We start from the raw sequence: 24,176 nt of genomic DNA, 5'->3' as shown, positions 1-24,176 counted from the left end.
CGTGCAGGCTATAAAAAAGGCCGGACACCCGTGAAGGTGCCGGCCTTTTTTCAAGTCATCAATCAGGCGATATCCACCAGCACGATCTCACTGTCTTCAATGGCCGTGACTCGCAATCGGGTCTCATCAACCACGGCCACTCCATCCCGGGCGCCGGCGCGCAAGCCGTTGACTTCAATCACCCCGGTGGCAGGCACCAGATACGCCCGGCGGCCGCTGTCCAGTGCATACTCCGCTGTTTCCCCGGCCTTCAGGTTGGCCGCCACCAGGCGTGCATCGGCGCGGATGCGCAAGCTTTGGTCATCGCCGTCCTTGCCACTGGCCAGGGTTACAAAGCCTTCGCGCCGGCCTTTGGGGAAGGGTCTGGCGCCCCAGGCCGGTGCGTCACCTTGCTGATTGGGAATGATCCAGATCTGGAAGATTTTGCTCGGAGTCGACTCCATGTTGTATTCGCTGTGGGCAATCCCGGTGCCTGCGCTCATGACTTGCACATCGCCGGCTTCAGTCCGGCCTTTGTTGCCCAGGTTGTCTTCATGGCTGATGGCGCCTTCGCGGACATAGGTGATGATCTCCATGTCGCGGTGGGGGTGTTTCGGGAAACCTGTACCGGGGGCAATCACATCGTCGTTCCACACCCGCAGGTTGCCCCAGTTCATCCGGGTCGGATCGTAGTATTCGGCGAACGAAAAGTGATGGTGAGCGTCCAGCCAGCCGTGGTTTGCGCCGCCCAAGGTGTTGAAGGGTCTGAGTTCAAGCATGATGCTTCTCCTGTTCAGGTGGCCCGTGCGCTGTGGACGGTTACCCGGTTGCTGATGGAGTGATTTTCCATCAAGAACATATCGATAAAAAGCTGAAAATATGCTTTAAAACTATCTATTTGTTAGATGTATTTTTCCGTCAACACATCCGTGCCTACTTTCATAAAATGCTCTAAAGAGCTGATGCTCCTAGATATCTTGGCGCAATGCAGCGACCATAGCCCTTCCGCCCGGACAGCCTCACACCCTGGAGTCAGCGTGCCGCAACACATTCCCGATTTGCCTGAAGAACTCGCCCCTCTAACCCGATTACCCTTGCTCAAGCGCCTGGCCGCCAGACTCTTTGGCAGCGGCCTGAACCATTTGCGTGCGCAACATGCCGCCTCCTGGTTGCAGGGTCAGGCCGACGGGTTTCGCAGCGGGCACAGCGCCGGGGTGGATTACGGCTTTGAGGAAGGTCATGCCGAGGGGCTGGAACAAGGCCGGCAAGTATTGTTCATCAGTGATACCCGCCCGCAGGTGCTGCGTGCGCCGGGCATCGACGACAACCTGTTCGATGACTGGCGCCTGCCGCTGACCGCCGAGCTGAAAAAGCGGATCAAGGCCGATGTTGCGGCGATCCTGCCCGAACAGGCACAACCCAGTGCCGCCCAGTGGAAGATGATCCTCAGCGATACACCTTCGACCTCGGTGGTTGCCGGGGCCGGGGCTGGCAAGTCGACATCGCTGGTGCTGCGTATTCTGCTGCTCAGCCATTACCTGGGTTTTGAACTCGGTTCGATGACGGTGGTGACCTTCACCCGCGAGTCGCGCAAGGACTTCATCAGCAAACTGCAATCCATTTTTGCCTTGTGGGGCCGCACCCTGAGCCTCAAGGAAGCGCGGGATGTGGTGCGCACTTTCCATTCGCGGATCTTGCCCATGGTCCGCAGCTTGCCCGGCTACAGCCAGTTGCAGGCATTCGAGACCCTGAGCACGCGCACTTTGCTCAATGACGATGACAGCGACAGCAACCCGTTTGACCTGCGGATCAATGATGCCCAGCGCCAGCAACTGAATGCCTGCTATCACGGGCTTTACACCCGGGATCAGCGTTTTCGCGAGACCCTGGCACCCCTCTGCCGGCATGCCCTGCAACTCAAGGAGCTGGAACGCGATCACCCGGAGGTGCAAAAACGCATGGCAGTGACCGAGCTGGCCGCCAAGCGCGACGAAGAGCTGTGCGACACCCTCGAAGACCTGTGGTTTGCCGCGGGCGCCTGGCCGATCCAGGGCATTGAACCGAGCCGGGAAACCGTGCAAATCAATGGTGCGCAGTTCCATTGCCACGGGTATGTGCCACAACTGGATGCGTGGGTGGTGCTCGGGTTTGATCCGCGGGAAAACCCGCAAATCTGCAGGCCGGGGGCCAAGTTGAGCGTGCGCGCCGAATGGGCAGTAAAGCGCACTCTGTTTCGAGCTTTTTGCAGTAAGCCTTTGATTTGGCTGGAAAGCTATGATGCTGCAAAGCGTGTTATTACCTCGCTGGCGGGTGATGCCAGTGCGGGTCCGGGTTTTGATTACAAGCTCAAGGGCGAACTGAGTTCGGCGCCGTTGCTGGACTGTTTTGTCGCGGCTGCCAGCTTTATAGAGAACCTGGGGCTGGACGTTGCCGCGGCCGTGGGGGACATGGCATTTGCCGCCGATGATCCGGACCGGTTTTTCTTCGAGGCCCTGAGCCTGTACTGGCGCGCGCTGGAAGATCACTTGCTGGCACAGTCGCCGCCGGTGATGACCTATAACCGAATGTTTTCGCTGTTCGGCGAGAACACCCCGCAAAACTTCAAATTGCTGAGCCATGAGCAACTGCGCCCGCTGTCGCATTTGATGATCGATGAGTTCCAGGACGTTTCGCCGCAAATCGTTTCCTGGTTAAGGGCCAGCCTGCGGGAAATCCGCAGTCGAGGCCCGGCAATGCATGTCGGGCGTGGTGCCCAGCGTTCATCGTTACTCTGTGTGGGTGATGACTGGCAGTCGATCTATGGCTGGCGGGGCAGTTCGCCCAAGTACTTCATGGAGTTCAACAAGGAATTCCCGTCGCCCGCCACCACCCGGGTGATGCTCAGCGACAACTTTCGTAGCCATCAGCACATCATCGATGCTGCCGAGCATATCGTGCGTGCAGCCCCTTCGATTGCCGGCAAACGGGCCAAAGCCAGTGGCGAGCCCAAGGTGCCAGTACCGGTGAATGTATTGAGCCGCGATGACCAGGCTTTGGCAGCGCGGTTGATCGAACATTACAACGCTGGGGATAGCGTCTTAATGTTGTATCGAAAAAGTAGCGATAAGTTATTGATTGAGAAGGATATTCAGTCGGTAGTTAATGTGGATTCTAGGTTGGCGCCTGAAGACCGTCGGCTCAAGCAACTGACCTATCACAGCTCCAAGGGCTTGCAGGCTGACGCGGTGTTCCTGTTGGGTGACTGTCAGCACCTGACGTCTTCGCCGTATAAAAACCAGGTCTATCGCATGGCGGGCCTGGGCAAGGATGGCGACCCGGACCCTTACGACACGGCGCAGAAGGATGAAATCCTGCGCCTGGCCTATGTGGGCATTACCCGGGCGGTGACGCATTGTTACTGGTATCTGGAAAACCCGGATGCCCAGGGTCCGAACATCCCCAGGGCCTCAGACCGCATCCCTCGGGGCAAGGTATTCTTTGAGGATCTGCGCAAGGTATCTGAGCCCGCCGGATAGACCTTTTGCATGAGCTGGCAAGCCCAACTCCCACGGATTCATGGGCCGGTCAGATTTATTGTAGGAGCTGGCTTGCCAGCGATTCAGGCGGCAAGGTCAGGCGGGTAGACCGGGTCGATGCCATCGCGGGCAAGCCCGCTCCCACAGGTGGCAACTGCCACTCTGATTTACTGTAGGAGCTGGCAAGCCCACTCCCATAGAGTCATGCACCGGTCAGATTTCTTGTGGGAGCTGGCTTGCCAGCGATTGAGGCGGCAAGGTCAGGTGGGTAGACCGGGTTGATGCCATCGCGGGCAAGCCCGCTCCCACAGGTGGCAGGCGCCACTCAGATTTACTGTAGGATCTGGCAAGCCCACTCCCATAGAGTCATGCACCGGTCAGATTTCTTGTGGGAGCTGGCTTGCCAGCGATTCAGGCGGCAAGGTCAGGTGGGTAGACCGGGTCGATGCCATCGCGGGCAAGCCCACTCCTACAGGTGGCAGGTGCCACTCAGATTTACTGTAGGAGCTGGCAAGTCCACCCCCACAAAGTCATGTGCCGGTGAGATTTACTGTGGGAGCTGGCTTGCCAGCGATGCAGGCGGCGCGGTCAGGCCTGCGCCTGCCAGGTCATCGGCGGGACGAAGCTTTCGAGTTCGTCTTCCACCGCCTGGATGATATTGCTCACTTGACCCGGGGTCATGGTGGTTGCGCAGGGGATGCCGGCGATGGCGATCAGGGTTTCGCCACTGGCACGATCAAACAGGCGGGCAACCAGGCTTCCCGGCGCATCCATGGTCGCCTCGAAGCCCATTGGATGAAAATGCCAGCGCATCAGCTGGCAGGCATTGGGGAAGGTAACCTTGTGCATGTCGCGTGTTTTGTTCATGGAGCACTTCCTTTTGCTCTGAATTTAAACAGCCAGAGAACAATCTCCGGCAGATGTTTTAGCGAGTGTTTCGTGTTTAAACCTATCATCCATATTCTGTGGCGCTAAGCCTTTTGTTACATACCGATAGACTGTTTAATCCGGTTTTGATGCACATCAAGCCCTGAAGCGTTTTTTAAGCCGTTTACCCCTGCACCTGGCCATTGATGCCAACGCACAAACTCGGCACTCTCTGCTCTTTTTGCCTACGAGCGTTCCATGTCAGACCCCGATGACGGCCCCGAACAGACCCGCGCTACCGGTCAGACCGTGATGCGTTACCACTTGTGCTGGAAGCACCGTGACCTGGACGGGGTGATGGCGCTTTATCACCCGGACGTGTGCTATCACGATTTTTTTCAGAATCGGGTCATGGCCCTCGACGAACTGCGCGAGTACGTGCGTCTGTCCATGCCAAGGGAGCCGGATGAAGCGCTGGAGCATAGCGATCGTATCCGTCTGGATGGCAATACGGCGTTCATTCAATATCGCATGACCCTGCGTGGCAGCCAGGGGCTGGTGTCATTCCGCGCCAGTGAGGCGATTACGGTGCGCGACGGGCTGATCTGGCGGGTCAATGAGTACGCATCCCTGGTCCATGAAACCGCGATCAATCCGGCGCTCAAACCCTCATTGAGACCGGCCGTCAGCCGTCTTGGGCTCTCGGCGCGGCAATTGAGTTTCATGGCCCGGGACCTGCAAAGCTACTTCGAGCGCCAACAACCCTATCTCGACCCTGAGCTCGATCTGCAGCAAGTGGCCAGTGCCTGCGGCTATACACGTAACCAGATGTCGTATTTGCTCAACCAGGTATTGGGACAAAGCTTTTACCGCTATGTGAATCAGGCACGGCTGCGGCATGTACTGGCGGCAATGGATGCTGCGGTGTCGCCGGTCAAAGTCGATGAGGTGGCGTTCTCGGCCGGGTTCAATTCGATCTCGGCGTTCTACAGCTGTTTTCGCCAGCACACCGGCCAGTCACCCAAGGCTTACGCCAGACAAATTTCTTTGCGGGCACGCGCGCAAGACTTTTCCTGACGCCAGGAGGTAGGGTCGACCCATTCTTTGAAGCAGTGTGGAGTCGGTGATGCCAGCGTGGCGCTCAATCAGTTTATGGATGGACCAGCTCGGGGATGAGCTTGCTCCCCGACCGGCGCTCGAACACGACCTGGACGTCGATGTGGCCATCATCGGTGCCGGTTACACCGGGCTCTGGACCGCGTACTACCTCAAGCGCCATGCGCCGCAACTGAACATTGCCATTGTTGAAGCGCAAACGGCGGGCTTTGGCGCCTCCGGTCGCAACGGCGGCTGGCTGATGGGCAATTTGCTGGGCGAGGACCGGTTGCTGGCGGGCTTGTCTGCCGAGCAGCGTCGGGCCTCCTTCGATTTGCTGCACGGCATACCTGATGAAGTGAAAAACGTCATCGATCGTGAAGGCATCGACTGCGATTACCGCAAAGGGGGCGCTTTGTATTGCGCGGCCCGTTACCCCGAGCAAGAAGCCAGTCTGCGCAGTTATCTGGCCAGCCTCTACGCCCAGGGCTTGAACGAATCCGACTACCGCTGGCTGAGCCCGGGCGAACTGGCGCAACAGATCCGCGTCGCCAGGCCCTATGGCGGCATCTTCACTCCCCATGTTGCAACCATTCACCCGGCCAGACTGGTACGCGGCCTGGCCCGCGCCGTTGAGCGCATGGGGGTGCAGATATTCGAGCAAAGCCCGGTCACGCAATGGCAGTCGGGCCAGGTGGTCACAGCCAAAGCCCGGGTGCGCAGCCGTTGGGTGGTGCCGGCCGTGGAAGGCTACGCCAATACCCTGCCAACCCTGGGCCGCTATCAACTGCCGGTACAGAGCCTGCTGGTGGCCACAGAGCCTTTGTCCCAGGCCGTGTGGGACGAGATCGGACTGTCCCGGGGCCAGGCCTTCAGCGAGAGCAGCCGTCAGGTCACTTACGGCCAGCGCACGGTGGATAACCGCCTGGTGTTCGGTGCGCGGGGCGGTTATCAGTTTGGCGGACGCCTGCGAGGCAATTTCGACCTCAGCGAAAGCGAAATTGAACTGCGCCGTTATTTGTTTGGCGAACTGTTCCCGCAGCTTAAAGACGTGCGTATCAGCCATGCCTGGGGCGGCAATCTGGGCATGTCGCGGCGGTTTCAGCCACACATGCTCTGTGATCGCCAGCAAGGCATCGCCCTGGCCGGCGGGTATGGCGGCGAAGGGGTAGGCGCCAGTCATCTGGGCGGCCGCACCCTGGCCGACCTGATTTTGCAACGCGACACCCTCGAGGTGAAACAGCCCTGGGTGTTGACCGAAGGCGGACTCGCTGCGCTCAAGGCCTGGGAGCCGGAGCCCTGCCGCTGGCTGGGTTACAACGCAATTATCCGCAGCTTCGTCTACGAAGACCAAACCCTGGCCAACCCCCACAGCTCGCCCTTGCGTCGGCGCCTGGCCAGCCGCGTGGCCGGGTTTATGGAAGGTTTCATGCAGTAATTAAACGTCGTCTTGATCAGGAAGCATTTCATGAGCATCACTCAATTCAAAAACACGGCCCTGGTACCGCTACAAGAGTCCTTCCCGGTGGCCGTGCCGCTGGGTACGCCGGTGGCTATCACCTCGGTCACCTGTGTGGAGCGTAACGACGGGGTCGAAACCGGCATCTGGGAATGCACGCCGGGTCGCTGGCGCCGACAGATTGTGGCGCAAGAGTTTTGTCACTTCATTCAAGGGCGCTGCACCTTCACTCCGGATGACGGAGAAACCCTGACCATAGAAGCAGGGGATGCACTGATGTTGCCTGCCAACAGCACCGGCATCTGGGACATTCAGGAGACCGTGCGCAAGACCTATGTCCTGATCCTGTAAGCCTTTGCTCACTTAAAACTGCCGATACCTGCCTATAAAAAAGCTGCCAGAACATGCAAGGAATCGAATCATGATCCGTATGACCCTGTTGCCCCTGATGTTGGCCGGGACTTTGTGTCAGGCCGCCGAGACCGTGAAGGTCTATAACTGGTCCGACTACATCGCACCCGACACGATGAAGAACTTTTCCCGTGATTCCGGAGTTGCGTTTACCTACGACCTGTTTGACAGCAACGAGACCCTGGACGGCAGGTTGATGACCGGCAATTCCGGGTATGACGTGGTGTTTCCATCCAACCACTTTATGGCCCGGCAGATTCAGGGCGGGGCCCTGAAGAAGCTCGACAGAAGCCAGTTGCCCAACTGGAAAAACCTCAACCCGGTGCTGCTCAAGGCGCTGGAGGTCAACGATCCGGGGAACCAGCACGGTTTTCCGTACCTGTGGGGCAGTACCGGTATCGGCTACAACGTGGCCAAGGTCAAAGCGGTGCTGGGCGAGAATGCCCCGGTGGATTCCTGGGACCTGATTTTCAAGCCTGAAAACATGGAAAAGCTCAGTAAATGCGGGGTCGCGATACTGGACAACGGTCCGGAAGTGCTGCCCGCGGCGCTGAATTACCTGGGCTTGCCCCATCACAGCAAGAACCCGCAGGACTACAAAAAAGCCGAAGCGCTGCTGATGAAAGTGCGGCCCTATATCAGCTACTTTCACTCGTCCAAGTACACCAGCGACCTGGCCAACGGCAATATTTGTGTGGCGGTAGGCTTTTCGGGAGACATTCTGCAGGCCGAAACCCGGGCCAAAGAGGCCAGTAACGGGGTGGATATCGGTTATTCGATACCTAAGGAAGGTGCGGCGATCTGGTTTGATATGGTGGCCATGCCCGTCGACGCGCCGGACGAGAAGGCCGCTTACAGCTTCATGAACTACTTGCTGCGCCCGGACGTGATGGCCGGTATCACCAACTATGTGCATTACGCCAATGGCAACGAACAGGCCGATGCCCTGGTCAGCCCCGAGATCAAGGCTGACACCAAGGTCTATCCAACGGCGGCGATGATGGACAAGCTGTTTGCCCTCCAGGCCATGCCGTTGAATATCGACCGCATCCGCACGCGGCTATGGACCAAAATCAAGGCCGGTGAATGATCAGCCCAGTGCTTGTGGGTTAACCAGGTTGGCCGGGCGTTCACCGGCCAGTGCCGCCAGCAGATTATCGACCGCACAGCGGGCCATGGCTTCGCGGGTTTCGTGGGTGGCCGAACCTATGTGCGGGGTGGCCACCACGTTATCCAGCTGCCGTAGCGGCGAGGTCAGCTCCAGCGGTTCGCGCTCGAACACATCCAGCCCGGCTGCGCGAATCTGGCCCTCTTGCAAGGCCTGAATCAGTGCCGCTTCGTCCACCACCTTGCCCCGGGAGATATTGATAAAGATGCTCTCGGGGCGCATCAGGGCAAATTGCTCTGCGCCGATCAAGCCTTCGGTTTGCGCGGTCAGGGGCAGGGTCAGGCAGATAAAGTCGGCTTGCTGCAACAGTTCATCGAGGCTGCGGTACTGCGCGTTGAAGCGTGCCTCTACTGCAGGTTTTGGCGAATTGCTGTGGTAGATCACCGGCATGCCGAAGCCAAAGTGGCCGCGCTGGGCCAGGGCTTCGCCGATACGGCCCATGCCAATGATGCCCAGGGTTTTGCCATGCACGTCGGTGCCGAACTGCTCGGGGCCGACGTTTTTTTGCCACTGACCATTGCGCACCAGGTTGGCCAGCTCCACCACGCGCCGGGCGCTGGCCAGAATCAGGGCGAAACCGGTGTCGGCCGTGGTTTCGGTGAGCACGTCGGGGGTGTTGGTGAGCAGGACTTTGCGCTCGGTCAGGTAGTCGATGTCGTAGTTATCAACCCCCACCGAAACGCTGGCCACGGCCTCCAGTGCCGGTGCCAGATCCAGCAGCTGCGCATCCAGCCTGAGGCTGGCCCCCAGCAATCCCTGGGCCTGGGGCAGGGCCGCCCGCAGTTGCTCCAGGCCCTGGGCATCAAGGCGCTTGATCAGGGTGACATTGACCTGATCTTCCAGGCGTTGCATCAGGGGCGCGGACAGTTCTTTGTACAGCACGACATTCTTTTTCAAGGTATTCACCGACGTTGAAATCAAGAGTGGGCCAGACCCTGCGTAGCCAATTGCTTGGGCGCAGGGGTGTCATTGACCGTGGGTTTGAGCATCAGGGTCAGCAGCACGGAAATCATCAGCGCGCCGCTCATCAACAGGAAGGAAGCTCCCGGTGAACCGGTCTCGCTGTTCAGGTATCCGACCAGATAGGAGCCGGCAAACGAACCCAGGGCCCCCATGCTGTTAATCAGCGCCATGGCGCCCCCGGCCACGTTGGACGGCAGTATTTCCGGGATGATGGCGAAAAACGGACCGTAGGGTGCATACATGCAGGCACCGGCAATCACCAGCAGGCTGTAGGACCACCAGAAGTGTTCCGCACCCAGCACGTAGGAGCCGTAGAAGGCGATGGAGGCGATCAGCAGCGGCGGCCAGACGAAGCGTTTGCGTTTTTGCAGTTTGTCCGAGCCCCACGACACCACGAGCATCGCGATCACTGCAGCCAGATAGGGCAGGGCCGAGAGCCAGCCGGCCTCGATCATGTCCATCTGCGCGCCGTGTTTGAGAATCGACGGCAGCCACAGGACAAAACCGTACACCCCGATGCTCCAGCAGAAGAACTGCAAGGACAGCAGGATCACTTTTGGCGAGCGGAAGGCCGCAGCGTAGTTTTTTACCGGTTTCATTCCGACCTGTTCGGCATCCAGCGCGCTTTGCAGGTCGTGTTTCTCTTGAGTGCTGAGCCATTTGGCTTCGCTTGGACGGTCATCGGCCAGGCGCCACCAGATAAACGCCCAGAGCACAGCAGGCAGGCCCTCGACGATAAACATCCAGCGCCAGCTGTAATGCTGCACCAGGTAGCCCGAGACCACCGACATCCAGAGCATGGTGACCGGGTTGCCGAGAATCAGGAAGGTGTTGGCGCGCGAGCGTTCGGCACGGGTGAACCAGTGGCACAGGTACACCAGCATTGCCGGCATGACTGCGGCTTCAACCACTCCGAGCATGAAGCGAATGGCAATCAGGCTGTAGGCGTTGGACACCACGCCGGTCAGGGTCGCCAGGCTGCCCCAGAGGATCAGGCTGACGAATATCAGTTTCTTGACGCTGTTTTTCTGCGCATAAATCGCCCCCGGGACCTGGAAGAAGAAATACCCGAGGAAGAACAGGGCGCCGAGCAACGACGACAGCCCGGGAGTGATGTTGAGGTCTTCGGCCATGCCGGAGGCCGCAGCGAACCCGTAGTTAGCCCGGTCCAGGTAGGCCAGGCTGTAGGTGATAAATACGATCGGCATGATGTACCACCAACGACGGGCGGCGAGTTTTAACGAGTGCATGGTGGTGCTCCTGAGCTTGTTTTTTTTGTCGCAGCAGGTAACGGGTGCAGCAAAATCACGGTGTTTATTCGGGCGCAGTCTGCGCGTTGTGGTGCGTCAGTTCGGCCCGGGTCGGTAGCCCTTCCATATCGCCACGGCTTTGCACGGCACGGCTGCCAACCCAGTTGCCACGCTGCACGGCTTCGGCAAAGTCGAGGTTTTCCAGCAAGGCACTGATGACGCCCACAGCAAAGCCATCGCCGGCGCCAACGGTGTCGATCACCTGGGCAACCGGTACGGCGGGCACGAATTGTTCAAGCTCGGCGGTGCGCCAGTAAGCGCCCTTGGCTCCCAGCTTGATGATCACCGCTTCTGCTCCTTGGTCGAGGTAGAACGCAGCGATGTCGCCCGGATCGTCGTAGCCAGTCAGTAACCGGCCCTCGCTCAGCCCTGGCAGTACCCAGTCGGCGTGGGCGGCGAGGGCGTTGATGTCGCGAATCATTTGCTGCTCGCTGGCCCATAGCGACGGTCGCAGGTTGGGATCGAACGACACGCTGTTACCGGCTTTGCGCATGGACTTCATCAGCTCAAAGGACAATTCATTGCAGCTGGCCGAGAGGGCTGGAGGAATGCCGGTGGCGTGCAAATGGCGGGCATCGAGCAATTGCGGGGTAATGGCGTCGAGGCCCAGATGACTGGCGGCCGAACCGCGGCGGAAATACTCCACTTGCGGATCGCTGCCGTCATCTACCCGTGACTTGAGTTGAAAACCGGTGGGGTGCTGCGGGTCGATGGCCACGTGCTGGCAGTCCAGCCCTTCGGCTTGCAGGGTGTTGCGCACGAAACGGCCGAGGGAATCGTTGCCTACGCGGCTCAGCCATTTAACATTGAAACCCAGGCGTGCCAGGCCGATGGCGACGTTGCTGTCGGCCCCGGCAATGCGTTTGTGAAACAGCTCGACCTGGTCCAGATCGCCGCAGTGTTCAGCCACCCACATGGCCATGGTTTCGCCAAACGACAACACATCAAACTTAGACATGGCTCAGCTCCTGTTGTTGTTGGCTCAGTTTGGCCAGTACCGCGACATGCTCTTTGGTCAGCCGGTCGAGGTCGCTGCCCTGCAGCGGATATTCGACGGCGCGGGTCAGGCCATGGGGCATGTGGGTCATCAGTTGCTGCCACATTTGCAGGTCGGTGGCGGTTGGCGCTATGGCAATCAGCTTGCCGTCCGGGCGCCGGGCCACGCCTTTGCAGTGCAGGTAGCTGACATAACGGCCGAGCAGGCGGGCGGCGGTGCCGGCTGACTGGTCCTGCCACTGCCAGTTACCAATGTCGAAGGTCATGCTGATCGGGGCCTGCTGTTGATCGACCTTGTCGAAGAAACGCTGCATCGGCTCGATCCGCCCGCCCTGGGACGTCTGGTCGTTTTCTACCAGCAATTTCACGGACTGTTGGTTCAGGCAGGCAGCCAGGTTTTGCAGATCGCAGTGTTCGGTGAAATAGCCCAGTGAGACTTTCAGCCATTTCGCACCGAAGGCATGGGCTCGCTGCAGGGTGGTGATCAATTGTGGATTGGGGCGCGACTGCCCGGCTTCCCACAGCTCCATTGGCGAAGAGAACACGCACTCAAGTCCGTGCTGCTGCACGGCCTGGCTGAAGGCTACCGGGTCTTCGCCGGTGAGCAATTCTTCCCGCAGCTCGATGCGGGTTGCACCGGCATTGGCCAGTACCTCGATGAAGCTGTGTTGTCCGCGCTGGCGAACCAGGTCGGCGCCGTAGCTCGACAGGCTGATGGATACGGGAAATGTGGTCATTGTCATTAATCTCTGAAACCGGTTTCATTTTGTTGTTAGGAAGTGCCGCAGGTTTAAACAGGCAACCGGCGGCAATAAAGCGTCAGGTAGCAGGGCGTTGAGTGGAGCCGCGCTTGATCAGGCTTGCAGCAAAATCCAGGACCCGGGCGGGTGCCTTGTCGCCCTTGAGGCGTCTGAGCAGGCAGTCAAAAGCGCTGGCGCCAATCTGTTGCGTGGGTTGGGCGAGGGCTGTGATACCGCTGCCGACCAGAGGGAACCATTCCAGGTCATCCAGGGCGATCAGGCCGGCATCCTCGAACAAGCGACAGTTCAACTCGCGCAAGATATGGGTGCAGGCCAGCGCGGCCACGCCATTGGCACAAAACAGTGCCTTGGGGCCGTTGCCGGGGGTTTGCAGGAAAGACTGGATGTAGGCCCGCAGTTGCGTACCGGTTTGCACCACGGCACCACGCAGTGCCGGGCGTGCAGCCAGTTGCGTGGTGAAGCTGTGAATGCGCTCGATCCGTGAGCTGGTGCCATCGACGGGCTCGCTGACCAGCAACAGATCGCGGTAGCCCTGTTGCTCAAGGTGATCAAGGGCAATGCGCACGGCATGGGCGTTATCGAGGCCGACCAGATCGGTTTGCAGTTGCTCGACCTTGCGATCGATCAGGACGATGGGCATTTCCTGATGCAGCTGTTGCAGGGCCACAGGATCATGGCCGAGGGTGTTAAGGATCAGGCCTTCGATATTGTAAGAGCGCAGGGCAGCGAGATGCTGGCGCTCCTGTTCATCGTTGCGGTCGGTGTTGCACACCACCAGGTTGTAACCGTGCTGTCGGCAGGCGGTTTCGACCCCATGCATTACTGCAATCGAGTAGGGGTTGCGGATATCGGCCACCAGCATGCCGATCAGCCGGGTGCGTCCGCGTTTCAAGCCGCGGGCCATTTGATTGGGCCGGTAGCCCAGCTCGTTGATTGCCCGTTCGATACGCTGGCTGATGGCTTCGGACAGCAAGGCGCGGTCTTCGCCGATAAAACGCGACACGCTGGCCTTGGATACACCGGCAAGTCGGGCAACATCAAGCATGGTCACGCGGGTGCGCTGGGCGGCAGAAAAACTGTTCACGGCCTGAAACCTTTTATTTGAGTTATCGCAGGCGATTTCGCGTGAGGGCGCTGAAACCGGTTTCAGGAAAACTCAAATCACCGGTTCGAGTCAAGTGCCGTTTGTAATATCGGTGCCCTGGACCTGGGTTGCAGGGAGCGATTTTGCCTCGCGATGCAGGCGACGGGGGCATACCTGCAGGATCGCGCTGATGCCATCGCGGGCAAGCCCGCTCCCACAGTGGCGGGGTGTGGGTGTGGAATGTCTGCTGTAGGAGCGAGCTTGCCTCGCGATGCAGGCGACGGGGTATACCTGCAGGATCGCGCTGATGCCATCGCGGGCAAGCCCGCTCCCACAGTGCTGGGGTGTGGAATGTCTGCTGTAGGAGCGAGCTTGCCTCGCGATGCAGGCGATGGGGTATACCTGCAGGATTGCGCTGATGCCATCGCGGGCAAGCCCGCTCCCACAGTGGCGGGGTGTGGGTGTGGGGTGTCTGCTGTAGGAGCGAGCTTGCCTCGCGATCCAGTCGATGGGTTACACCTGCAGGATCGTGGTGATGCCATCGCGGGCAAGCCGTTCCCACAGTGGTGGGGGGTGGGTGTGGGGTGTCTGCTGTAGGAGCGAGCTTGCCTCGCGATACAGGCGACGGGGTATACCTGCAGGATCGCGCTGATGCCATCGCGGGCAAGCCCGCTCCCACAGTGCTGGGGTGTGGGTGTGAGGTGTCTGCTGTAGGAGCGAGCTTGCCTCGCGATGCAGGCGATGGGGTATACCTGCAGGATCGCGCTGATGCCATCGCGGGCAAGCCCGCTCCCACAAGTGTGGAATGTGGGGTGCCTGCTGTATTTTGGTTAATTAAAAACCCTATATAAAGACGAACTGGCGACAGGTTTATTTAAATAAAAAAGTGCTGACCGGTCAGTCATGTTGCAAAAGGCCATTATCGACAAAATCGCTATTGTTATTCCTCAAGTGAATATGATGATTCTAATATTCGATGACTGAAAAAAATATTTCCCGGGGTGTTCAATGTTTGCTGTTGTTTATCCGGCTCTGGAGTTTTGATGGCAAAAAAACACTGGACTAAATATTTCGACTTGTGTCAGTTTCGCCCGGCCATAAACGGCGAGTGATAGGACGATCTCGCCATGGGGTCGTCGTGGTCTGTCAAAATTTTCTACTGTTAAACAAGGAAGTGTTTACATGTCGAAACTTAAAGAGAAAGCGTTACTGTCGGTTGGCCAGAGTCAGGCCGCAATCAGCAGCAGTTCCGCTTTTACCCAGATTGATAACTTCAGTCACTTCTATGACCGCGGCGATCATCTGGTCAACGGCAAGCCTTCGTTGACCACCGATCAGGCGGCTGATCAGTTGACGCGTTCCGGTGCCAGTTGGCATGACCTTAACGGCGACGGTGTGATCAACCTCAGCTACAGCTTCCTCACGGCGCCACCAGTGGGCTATGCCACCCGTGGCCTGGGCACGTTCGGCCAATTCTCGGCGCTGCAAAAGGAACAGGCCAAGCTGTCGCTGGAATCCTGGGCCGACGTAGCCAAAGTGACCTTCACCGAAGGGCCGGCTGCCCGTGGCGATGACGGCCATATGACCTTTGCCAATTTCAGTGCCAGCAATGGCGGCGCGGCCTTTGCCTACCTGCCAAACAGCGCCCGCAAAGGCGAGTCGTGGTATCTGATCAACAAGGACTATGAGGTCAACAAGACACCGGGCGAGGGCAACTACGGCCGTCAAACCCTGACCCATGAAATCGGGCACACCCTGGGGTTGTCGCACCCGGGTGACTACAACGCGGGTAATGGCAACCCCACCTATCGCGATGCGGTCTATGGCGAAGACACCCGTGCCTACAGCGTGATGAGCTACTGGAGTGAAAGTAAAACCGGTCAGCACTTCACCAACAGCGGTGAAGGTGCCTACGCATCAGCACCGCAGATGGATGATATTGCAGCCATCCAGAAGCTGTACGGTGCCAACCTGCAAACCCGTGCCGAGGACACCGTCTATGGCTTCAACTCCACGGCGGACCGTGATCACTACAGCGCAACTTCAGCCAGCGACAAGCTGATTTTCTCGGTGTGGGATGGCGGCGGCAACGACACCCTGGACTTCTCGGGTTTCAGCCAGAACCAGAAGATCAACCTCACTGCCGGTTCGTTCTCCGACGTCGGTGGCATGACCGGTAACGTCTCGATTGCCCAGGGCGTAATTATCGAAAACGCCATTGGCGGCGCGGGCAACGACCTGTTGATCGGTAACAGCGCCGATAACGTGCTCAAGGGCGGTGCCGGTAACGACATCATCTACGGCGCCGGTGGTGCCGACACCTTGTGGGGCGGCACAGGGGCCGATGTGTTTGTGTTCGCAGCGGTGTCAGACTCAGCGCCGCAGGCAGCCGATATCATCATGGACTTCCAGTCCGGTATCGACAAAATTGACGTCTCGGCCATCAGCAACCTGGCCGCTCTGAATTTTGTCGATACCTTCACCGGCCATGCCGGTGAAGCGATCGTCAGCTACGACCAGGCCAGTAATCTGGGGCACTTTGCCGTCGACTTCAGCGGTCACGCTGTGGCCGATTTCCTGGTGAACACCGTGGGCCAAATGGCAACGTACGACATCGTCGTTTAAGTCAGCCGCTGGATGGGCAGCGCGCAAGCGCTGCCTTTTGCCTGGAATTCACACCCATGCACAACACGCGAAGAGCATTCAGGTTTTTCAAGGCAACGGGCTATGTCGCCGCATTGCTGACCTTCACCATAGAGAGCGCCATGGCCAATTCCCTGTTGTTACTGAGCCCCGCGCAACTGGCGGGCAGCTGGACCTTTTACCCCCAGGATGACGCCACACAGGCCTGTCAGGTGCAACTGGTTGCCGACAAAACCTTCAGCCCTGAAATCAAATGTCTTGAAGTCTGGCTGGGGCAAGCGCCCGCGAGCTGGTCTGCGACCCCGGACGGGATATTTCTGATGGGCAAGGACGGCACGGATCTGGTGCATATGGATCGTATTGAACCCGGTCTTTATGAAGCGCAACTGGCGGGGAGCAAAGTTCTGATGATGAAACGGTTGCCTGAATAAACCGGGCGCAAGCATTTATTTAAAATCGTAAAGCGCTGCGTGGGCAGATCAGTGGCTGGTTTAATCTGCGTAGCAGTTTTACGTGTTTGGGTACTACCTGATTTATTCATCAAGGAAGATGCATGAAGCGGCTGAACAATACGCCTGTCGCACCGTTAATACATGCGCTGGCTGACTATAAAAGTATTTTGATCAGCGTCGGCTGTTTCACGGCCTTGATCAATATATTGATGCTGGTGCCCTCCATTTATATGTTGCAGGTGTATGACCGGGTTTTGTCTTCGCAAAACACCACGACACTGGCCATGTTGTCATTAATGGTCGTGGGTTTTTTTATCTTTATCGGGATGCTTGAAACGGTCCGTAGTTTTATTGTTATCCGCATCGGTAGTCAGTTGGAGCGCCGCTTCAACCAACAGGTGTACCGGGCGGCATTCGAGCGCAACCTGCTCAACGGTCAGGCCCAGGCCGGCCAGGCGCTGGGTGATCTGACCCTGATTCGTCAATTTGTCACTGGCCCTGCGCTGTTTGCGTTCTTCGATGCGCCGTGGTTTCCGATTTATCTGTTTGTGATCTATGGGTTCAATCTCTGGCTTGGGGTGCTGGCCACGGCCGGTGCCGTGCTGTTAATTGGCCTGGCGTGCATCAACGAACTCATGACCCGCCAGTCCCTGGCCCGGGCCAGCGTCTACTCCCAGCAATCCAGCCAACTGGCCAGCAGCCATCTGCACAACGCCGAGACCATTCAGGCAATGGGCATGCTGAGTGTGTTGCGCAAGCGCTGGTTCAACCTGCATTCGCGGTTTCTGGCTGAACAGAACAAGGCCAGTGACACCGGGGCCGTGATCGGCTCCATCAGCAAAACCTTGCGTTTATGCCTGCAATCGCTGGTGCTCGGCCTGGGCGCCTGGCTGGTGATTGAGGGCCAGATGAGCGCCGGGATGATGATTGCCGGTTCCATCCTGATGGGCCGGGTATTGAGCCCCATCGATCAGTTGATTGGCGTGTGGAAACAATGGAGTTCGGCACGACTTGCCTACCAGCGACTGGACAGCCTGCTTGGCCAGCATCCGGTCACCCAGGACAACATGACATTGCCTGCGCCCAAGGGGCAGGTGAGCTTCGAGCAGGTCAGTGCCGCGCCGCCGGGCAAGCGGCTGGCGACCTTGCAGCAGGTCAGTTTCAGCCTCAACCCCGGGGAAGTGCTGGGCGTGCTGGGAGCTTCCGGTTCCGGCAAGTCGACGCTGGCCCGGGTGCTGGTGGGTGTATGGCCAACGCTGGCCGGCACCGTGCGCCTGGACGCTGCCGATATCCATCAGTGGAATCGCGACCAGCTCGGCCCCCACCTCGGTTATTTGCCCCAGGACATCGAGCTGTTCAGTGGCAGTATTGCCGAGAACATCGCGCGTTTCCGCGAGGCCGATGCGCAGCTAGTGGTTGAAGCGGCGCGCCAAGCCGGGGTGCACGAAATGATCCTGCGCCTGCCCCAGGGATACGACACGCTGCTGGGGGATGCAGGCAGTGGTCTGTCCGGCGGTCAGAAACAACGGGTGGCGCTGGCCCGGGCCTTGTATGGCAGCCCCTGCCTGGTGGTGCTGGATGAGCCCAATTCCAATCTCGATACGGTGGGCGATGCAGCGCTGAGCCGTGCCATTGCCCAACTCAAGGCTGACGGGCGCACGGTGGTGCTGGTGACCCATCGTTCCTCATCGTTGGCCCAGACCGACAAATTGCTGGTCCTCAATGAAGGCCGGACCCAGGCGTTCGGGCCCACGGCCGAGGTGCTCAAGGCATTGGCCGGTGCCCAGAAACCCACCAGCCTTAACCGCCAGAGTGCAGGCGCATGAGCAAGGACGCTCCGATCATGAGTGATAACCATCAGCCAGCACGGGGTGCAGGCTTTTACGTACGAATGGGCTGGGTCCTGACCATCGTCGGTGCGGGCAGTTTCTTTCTGTGGGCCAGCCTGGCGCCGCTGGACGAGGGGCTTGCCGTGCAAGGCACGGTGGTGGTGTCGGGCAAGCGCAAGGCCGTGCAGTCATTGGGGGCCGGGGTGGTGACTCAGATTCTGGTGCACGAAGGGCAGGCGGTGCATCAGGGGCAACCGTTGTTTCAACTGGACCCCACCCAGGTCGAGGCCGATGTGCAATCGCTGCGCGCGCAATACCGCATGGCCCGGGCCAGCGTGGCCCGCTGGCAAAGCGAGCGCGACAACTTGCAGCGGGTAAATTTCGGCCCCGAGTTGAGTCTCGATCCCGACCCGCGACTGGCCCTGGTGCTCGAAGGTCAGCAGCAATTGTTCAGCAGCCGTCGGGAGGCCTTTGCCCGCGAGCAGGCGGGGCTCAAGGCCAGCATTGAAGGGGCTGCGCAGCAGCTGTCGGGCATGCGCCGGGCACGGGGAGATCAATTGGCCCAGGCCGACTCCTTGCGTCAGCAGTTGAGCAATCTGCGACCGCTGGCAGAAAACGGCTACATCCCGCGTAACCGCTTGCTGGAGTACGAACGGCAGCTGTCGCAGATTCAGCAGGATCTTGCGCAAAACAGCGGCGAAAGCGGACGCATCGAGCAGGGCATTCTGGAGTCACGGCTCAAACTGGCGCAGCACATTGATGAGTACCAGAAGGAGGTCCGCAGCCAGTTGGCCGATGCCCGGCTCAAAAGTCTGACCCTGGAGCAGCAACTGGCGTCGGCCAGCTTTGATCTGCAACACAGTGAAATCACTGCACCGGCGGATGGCATTGCGGTCAACCTTGGGGTGCATACCGAGGGCGCCGTGGTGCGGGCAGGGGAAACCTTGCTGGAAATTGTGCCCCAGGACGCACGTCTGGAGGTGGAAGGGCGTCTGCCGGTGAACCTGGTGGACCGGGTGGGTAGCGCACTGGCGGTGGACATTCTGTTTACCGCATTCAATCAGAGCACTACGCCGCGGGTATCGGGTGAAGTCAGCCTGGTGTCGGCCGACCAGATGCTCGACGAGAAAACCGGCATGCCGTACTACGTGCTGCGCAGTACGGTCAGTGACCAGGCGCTGGAAAAGCTCAACGGACTGGTGATCAAACCCGGGATGCCGGCCGAGATGTTTGTGCGCACCGGCGAACGCTCGCTGCTCAACTACTTGTTCAAACCGCTGCTGGATCGCGCAGGTTCTGCGTTGACTGAGCGATAGGATGCTGCGACCGATGAAAACAGTTTTTAAAGTGAGCCTGGCTGCTGCGCTGTGGTTAAGCCTGGGTGCCAGCGCCCAGGCGATGGGACCTTTTGAGGTATACGAACAGGCGCTGCGCAATGATCCGACCTTTCTCGGGGCCATGAAGGAGCGCGACGCGGGGCTGGAAAACCGGGTTATTGGCCGCGCCGGCCTGCTACCCAGGTTGTCCTATAGCTACAACAAGGGGCGCAACAACTCCCAGGCCACTTATTTGAACGAACGCGGTAACACCCATGAGGACCGCAACTACAACAGCTATGGCTCGACCTTTATGGTGCAGCAGCCACTGATCGACTACGAGGCGTACGCCAACTACCGCAAAGGTGTGGCCCAGGCCCTGTTTGCCGATGAAAGTTTTCGCAGCAAGAGTCAGGAGTTGTTGGTGCGTGTGCTGACGCACTACACCCAGGCCCTGTTTGCCCAGGATCAGATCGATATCGCCCGCGCCAAGAAAAAAGCCTACGAACAGCAGTTCCGGCAAAACCAGCAGATGTTTCAACAGGGCGAGGGCACCCGCACCGACATCCTTGAGGCCGAGTCGCGCTACGAACTGGCCACGGCCGAGGAGATCCAGGCCATTGATGAGCAGGACGCCGCCTTGCGCGAGCTGGGGGCGTTGATTGGCACTGAGTCGGTGAGCATCGAGCAGTTGCAGCCGCTGGCGGCGGCCTTCAACCCGTTACCGCTGGAGCCGGCCAACTTCGCCACCTGGCATGCCATGGCCCTGGCCAACAACCCGGAGCTGGCGTCGCAACGCGAGGCACTGGAGGTGGCGCGCTATGAGGTCGAGCGCAACCGCGCCGGCCATCTGCCCAAACTCAATGCCTATGCCAGCGTGCGCAAGATGGAGTCCGACAGCGGCAACACCTATAACCAGCGCTATGACACCAACACCATCGGCATTGAAGTCAGCCTGCCGCTCTATTCAGGCGGCGGCGTGTCGGCGTCGGTGCGTCAGGCCGGCAGCAATCTGGCCCGGGTGGAATATGAACTGGAAGGTAAAACCCGGGAAACCCTGATCGAACTGAGGCGCCAGTTCAACGCCTGTCTGTCGGGGGGGAACAAGTTGCGTGCCTATCAAAAAGCCCTGACCTCGGCGCAAGCGCTGGTGGTCTCTACCCGGCAAAGCATTCTGGGGGGCGAGCGGGTCAATCTTGATGCCTTGAACGCCGAGCAACAGCTCTACACCACGCGCCGGGATCTGGCACAAACCCGCTACGACTATTTATTGGCGTGGACCAAATTGCACTTTTACGCCGGCACGCTGGGCGAGCAGGATCTGGCACGGGTCGATGAGGCCTTTGTGCGTCCGTTTGATTAATCAGGAGAGTAAAACCATGGCAGTTTTTGACTACAAGGATGTAGGGTCAAACGTGTCTGCGGCACTGTTTAAAGATGCATTGGCGATCACGCTTTATAGCTACCACAACCTCGATAATGGCTTTGCCGTGGGCTACCAGAAAAATGGCATGGGTACCGGTCTGCCCGTCACCCTGGTCAAGGCCGTGCTTGGTGGCGTGGATTCTCAGGGGGTGGTGCCGGGTATCCCGTGGAACCCGGACTCGGAAAAACTGGCCCGGGAAGCGGTGGAAAAAGCCGGCTGGAGCCCCATCAGCGCGCAGCAGCTGGGTTATGCAGGCAAAGTCGATCAGCGCGGGACATTTTTCGGTGAAAAGCCGGGCTATGACAGCGCCCAAGTGGAGATCCTCGGCAAGTACGACGCCGATGGGCAACTGACCGCTATCGGTATCGGTTTTCGCGGCACCAGCGGGCCACGGGAATCCTTGATTAGTGATTCCATCGGTGATGCCATCAGTGATTTGCTGGCCGCCATCGGGCCTGCCGATTACGCCAAAAATTACACCGGCAACGCCTTTGACAGCTTATTGGGCAAGGTCGCTGCCTTTGCCGGCAGCCAGGGCCTGGCAGGCAAGGATGTGCTGGTCAGCGGCCATAGCCTGGGCGGGCTGGCCGTCAATAGCCTGGCTGACTTGAGTGGCGATCATTGGTCAGGGTTTTATCGTGATGCCAGCTACATTGCCTTTGCCTCGCCGACGCAAAGTACCGTTACCTCCAATGTGCTGAATATCGGCTATGAGAACGATCCGGTGTTCCGCGCCCTCAACGGGTCGGACTTCAGCCTGTCATCCCTGGGAGTGCATGACGCCAATCAAGCGTCTGCCACCAACAACATTGTGAGTTTCAACGATCACTACGCATCTGTGGCGTGGAACCTGATGCCGTTTTCCATCGCCAATGTCTCGACTTGGGTCACTCACTTGCCCAGCGGCTACGAAAGCGGGATGAACCGTATTCTTGATTCGGCCTTCTATGACCTGACGCACAAGGACTCGACCATCGTGGTGGCCAACCTGTCCAACCCGGCGCGGGAAAATAACTGGGTACAGGATCTGAACCGCAACGCCGAGAAGCACACGGGCACTACCTTGATCATCGGCAGTGAGGGTAACGACCTGATCCAGGGCGGGCGCGGCAATGATTTTCTCGAAGGTCGCGATGGCAATGACAGCTTTCGCGACAGCGGTGGTTACAACATCATTCTGGGGGGCAAGGGGGTCAATACTCTGGACCTGCAGCAGTCCCTGAACCGGGTAGATGTAGTCAATGACGGACAGGGCACTTTGTATGTGCGCGACAACCATGGCGGTATCACCCTTGCCCGGGATATCAGCCTGTTAGTCAGCGATGAGCCCGGCTGGCTGGGGCTGAGCAAGGCGGTCAGCCATCGGGTTGCCGATGACGGTCTATGGGCCGGCAATAGCCGCACGGACTACACCCATTCGGTGAACGCAGGGCCGGGCGACAGCATCCTCAAGGCCGGTGATCACGGTGACTGGCTGCTGGGCCAGGGCGGCAACGATCATTTGCTTGGATCGGCGGGTAATGATGTGTTTATCGGTGGCGCTGGTGATGACCTGCTGGAATCGCTGGGTGGTAGCAATACCTTTGTCTTCAGCGGGCATTTCGGCAACGACACCTTGCTGGGCTATCAGCCCGCCGACCGCCTGGTTTTCCTGGGCGTGGAGGGTGGCCATGAGGCCGATTACCGGGCCCATGCCAGTGTGTCCGGGAATGATACTGTGCTGAGTTTTGGCAGTGACTCGGTGACCTTGGTCGGTGTGGGACTGGCCTCGCTGGTGGGTAGCGATATCGTTATCGCCTAGGGCCGAGCCTGCTTCCGGTAGCAGCCACACAGGTACATATCCGTTTTATGTATCACGGCTTTTTACGGGTTTCGCCCTTACGGCGAGGCACTTTTGGCAAACGCCCCAAAAGGGACTCGCTGTAAGAGCGAAACCGATATTTCAGTTAAACGTCTGTAACGGATATGTACGCGGTACCGCAGTTAAAACTGAGCGTACATATCCGTTCTATGTATCACGGCTTTTTACGGGTTTCGCCCTTACGGCGAGGTACTTTTGGCAAACGCCCCAAAAGTACCCAAAAGGTCTGTGCCCTACCATACGGCCGAGCTCGCCTAGGCTCGCCCGGTACCCTCACTCCGGCACTGTTGTGGGGGCACGCCGTGACGGGCCATCCATGGCCCGGCACGGCTGGCTCGGCGTCCTGCCTCGCCACCCCCACAACAGCACCTGCGTTCGGCCTCCTGTGATGGGCATCCGCGTCGTTCCGGCTATCGAGTGGCGGGAGGGACATCGTCTTTAAAAGCAAAAAGCAAAACAGCGCCTACAAGGTCGTTTTTGATCTGCTTTTGATCTGCTTTTGATTTGTTTTTGATCTTGATCTACTGGCCCCTTCGGGAGGCCGAGAGGAGGTTCTGCGTAGTGGTCCTCCCGGCATGGATGCCGGGAGAGCCGTGTTGGGCCATGGATGGCCCGTCACGGCGTGGCCACGGAGCGGGGCCGGAGCGAGGGAACCTGAGCGCAGCGAAGGCCGTACGCTGGGGCAAGGCCTTTTTGGTTCTTTTTGTGGTGGTCCGACACTCGGCTGTTTGACAAAAGGGACTCGCCGTAAGGGCGAAACCCGTAGAGAGCCGTGATACATCAAACGGATATGTACACGGTGGGATTTATAGATCTACCGAGTACATATCCGGCACAGGCGTTTATCTGAAATACAGGTTTCGCCCCCACAACAGCACCTGCGTTCGGCCTTCTGTGATGGGCATCCGCGTCGTTTCGACTATCCAGTGGCGGCAGGGACATCGTTTTTAAAAGCAACAAGCAAAAAGCAAAAAGCAAAACAGCGACTACTGGATCGTTTTGATCTGGCCCCCCTCTCGATGTCATAGCAGCCAAACTGGA

18 protein-coding genes are annotated in these 24,176 nt (G+C 59.0%); 11 read left to right on the top strand and 7 right to left on the bottom strand.

All coding sequences use genetic code 11. The features are described 5' to 3' along the window. Positions 1-62: 62 nt before the first annotated feature. Positions 63-758, bottom strand: a complete 696-nt coding sequence (locus tag FEZ21_RS15640) for a pirin family protein (RefSeq protein WP_003445858.1) — start codon at positions 756-758, stop codon at positions 63-65. A gap of 258 nt (positions 759-1,016) precedes the next feature. Here FEZ21_RS15640 and FEZ21_RS15635 point away from each other — a divergent pair, with 258 nt between their 5' ends. Then, complete coding sequence (locus tag FEZ21_RS15635) at positions 1,017-3,494, top strand: UvrD-helicase domain-containing protein (RefSeq protein WP_160627769.1); 2,478 nt, start codon at positions 1,017-1,019, stop codon at positions 3,492-3,494. 588 nt (positions 3,495-4,082) lie between these two features. Here FEZ21_RS15635 and FEZ21_RS15630 read toward each other — a convergent pair. Further along, complete coding sequence (locus FEZ21_RS15630; protein WP_003445856.1) at positions 4,083-4,361, bottom strand: DUF1652 domain-containing protein; 279 nt, start codon at positions 4,359-4,361, stop codon at positions 4,083-4,085. A 258-nt stretch (positions 4,362-4,619) separates the two neighbouring features. Between FEZ21_RS15630 and FEZ21_RS15625 the strand changes: the two genes are divergently transcribed. The 4 genes from FEZ21_RS15625 (at position 4,620) to FEZ21_RS15610 (ending at position 8,416) form a co-directional block, all read left to right on the top strand. Continuing rightward, positions 4,620-5,438 carry an AraC family transcriptional regulator gene (locus FEZ21_RS15625; RefSeq protein WP_003445855.1) on the top strand — a complete coding sequence of 273 codons (819 nt, stop codon included), beginning with the start codon at positions 4,620-4,622 and terminating at the stop codon, positions 5,436-5,438. A gap of 49 nt (positions 5,439-5,487) precedes the next feature. Continuing rightward, positions 5,488-6,894 (top strand): FAD-binding oxidoreductase, encoded by a 1,407-nt coding sequence (locus tag FEZ21_RS15620; protein WP_003445854.1) that lies wholly within the window; start codon positions 5,488-5,490, stop codon positions 6,892-6,894. A 30-nt stretch (positions 6,895-6,924) separates the two neighbouring features. Continuing rightward, positions 6,925-7,266 carry a cupin domain-containing protein gene (locus FEZ21_RS15615; RefSeq protein ID WP_010657167.1) on the top strand — a complete coding sequence of 114 codons (342 nt, stop codon included), beginning with the start codon at positions 6,925-6,927 and terminating at the stop codon, positions 7,264-7,266. Positions 7,267-7,336: 70 nt separating this feature from the next. Continuing rightward, a complete protein-coding gene (locus tag FEZ21_RS15610; protein ID WP_003445852.1) occupies positions 7,337-8,416 on the top strand; it encodes a polyamine ABC transporter substrate-binding protein in 1,080 nt (359 codons plus the stop codon). On the opposite strand, the gene FEZ21_RS15605 is transcribed toward FEZ21_RS15610, so the two are convergent. The 5 genes from FEZ21_RS15605 to FEZ21_RS15585 form a co-directional block, all read right to left on the bottom strand. Beyond that, positions 8,417-9,391, bottom strand: coding sequence for an NAD(P)-dependent oxidoreductase (locus FEZ21_RS15605; RefSeq protein ID WP_037001812.1), 975 nt, complete (start codon positions 9,389-9,391; stop codon positions 8,417-8,419). 20 nt (positions 9,392-9,411) lie between these two features. Continuing rightward, positions 9,412-10,707 carry an MFS transporter gene (locus FEZ21_RS15600; RefSeq protein WP_003445850.1) on the bottom strand — a complete coding sequence of 432 codons (1,296 nt, stop codon included), beginning with the start codon at positions 10,705-10,707 and terminating at the stop codon, positions 9,412-9,414. 64 nt (positions 10,708-10,771) lie between these two features. Next, the gene (locus tag FEZ21_RS15595; RefSeq protein WP_003445848.1) at positions 10,772-11,725 is read right to left on the bottom strand and encodes a sugar kinase; all 954 of its coding nucleotides are present in this window, start codon (positions 11,723-11,725) and stop codon (positions 10,772-10,774) included. Continuing rightward, on the bottom strand, positions 11,718-12,500 hold the full coding sequence (locus FEZ21_RS15590) for a sugar phosphate isomerase/epimerase (protein ID WP_160627767.1): 783 nt from the start codon (positions 12,498-12,500) through the stop codon (positions 11,718-11,720). The genes FEZ21_RS15595 and FEZ21_RS15590 overlap by 8 nt, the downstream gene beginning before the upstream one ends. 82 nt (positions 12,501-12,582) lie before the next feature. Beyond that, positions 12,583-13,608 carry a LacI family DNA-binding transcriptional regulator gene (locus FEZ21_RS15585; RefSeq protein ID WP_160627765.1) on the bottom strand — a complete coding sequence of 342 codons (1,026 nt, stop codon included), beginning with the start codon at positions 13,606-13,608 and terminating at the stop codon, positions 12,583-12,585. Positions 13,609-14,790: 1,182 nt separating this feature from the next. Between FEZ21_RS15585 and FEZ21_RS15580 the strand changes: the two genes are divergently transcribed. The 6 genes from FEZ21_RS15580 to FEZ21_RS15555 all read left to right on the top strand — a co-directional run bounded on the left by FEZ21_RS15580 (position 14,791) and on the right by FEZ21_RS15555 (position 23,075). Next, the gene (locus FEZ21_RS15580; RefSeq protein WP_010657163.1) at positions 14,791-16,233 is read left to right on the top strand and encodes a serralysin family metalloprotease; all 1,443 of its coding nucleotides are present in this window, start codon (positions 14,791-14,793) and stop codon (positions 16,231-16,233) included. Positions 16,234-16,289: 56 nt separating this feature from the next. Continuing rightward, entirely contained in the window at positions 16,290-16,682 is a 393-nt protein-coding gene (locus FEZ21_RS15575; RefSeq protein WP_003445843.1) for an AprI/Inh family metalloprotease inhibitor, read from the top strand. Positions 16,683-16,804: 122 nt separating this feature from the next. After that, a complete protein-coding gene (locus FEZ21_RS15570; protein ID WP_003445841.1) occupies positions 16,805-18,529 on the top strand; it encodes a type I secretion system permease/ATPase in 1,725 nt (574 codons plus the stop codon). Then, positions 18,526-19,848 (top strand): HlyD family type I secretion periplasmic adaptor subunit, encoded by a 1,323-nt coding sequence (locus FEZ21_RS15565; protein ID WP_003445839.1) that lies wholly within the window; start codon positions 18,526-18,528, stop codon positions 19,846-19,848. The genes FEZ21_RS15570 and FEZ21_RS15565 overlap by 4 nt, the downstream gene beginning before the upstream one ends. Positions 19,849-19,861: 13 nt before the next feature. Next, positions 19,862-21,211 (top strand): TolC family outer membrane protein, encoded by a 1,350-nt coding sequence (locus FEZ21_RS15560; RefSeq protein WP_236010182.1) that lies wholly within the window; start codon positions 19,862-19,864, stop codon positions 21,209-21,211. 16 nt (positions 21,212-21,227) lie between these two features. Further along, positions 21,228-23,075 (top strand): polyurethanase, encoded by a 1,848-nt coding sequence (locus FEZ21_RS15555; RefSeq protein ID WP_160627761.1) that lies wholly within the window; start codon positions 21,228-21,230, stop codon positions 23,073-23,075. Positions 23,076-24,176 lie beyond the last annotated feature (1,101 nt).

Origin of the sequence: Pseudomonas sp. 9.1(2019), from assembly GCF_009910445.1 — a bacterium.
GTDB lineage: Bacteria > Pseudomonadota > Gammaproteobacteria > Pseudomonadales > Pseudomonadaceae > Aquipseudomonas > Aquipseudomonas paraversuta.
This window is presented reverse-complemented; position numbering and strand designations above follow the sequence as displayed.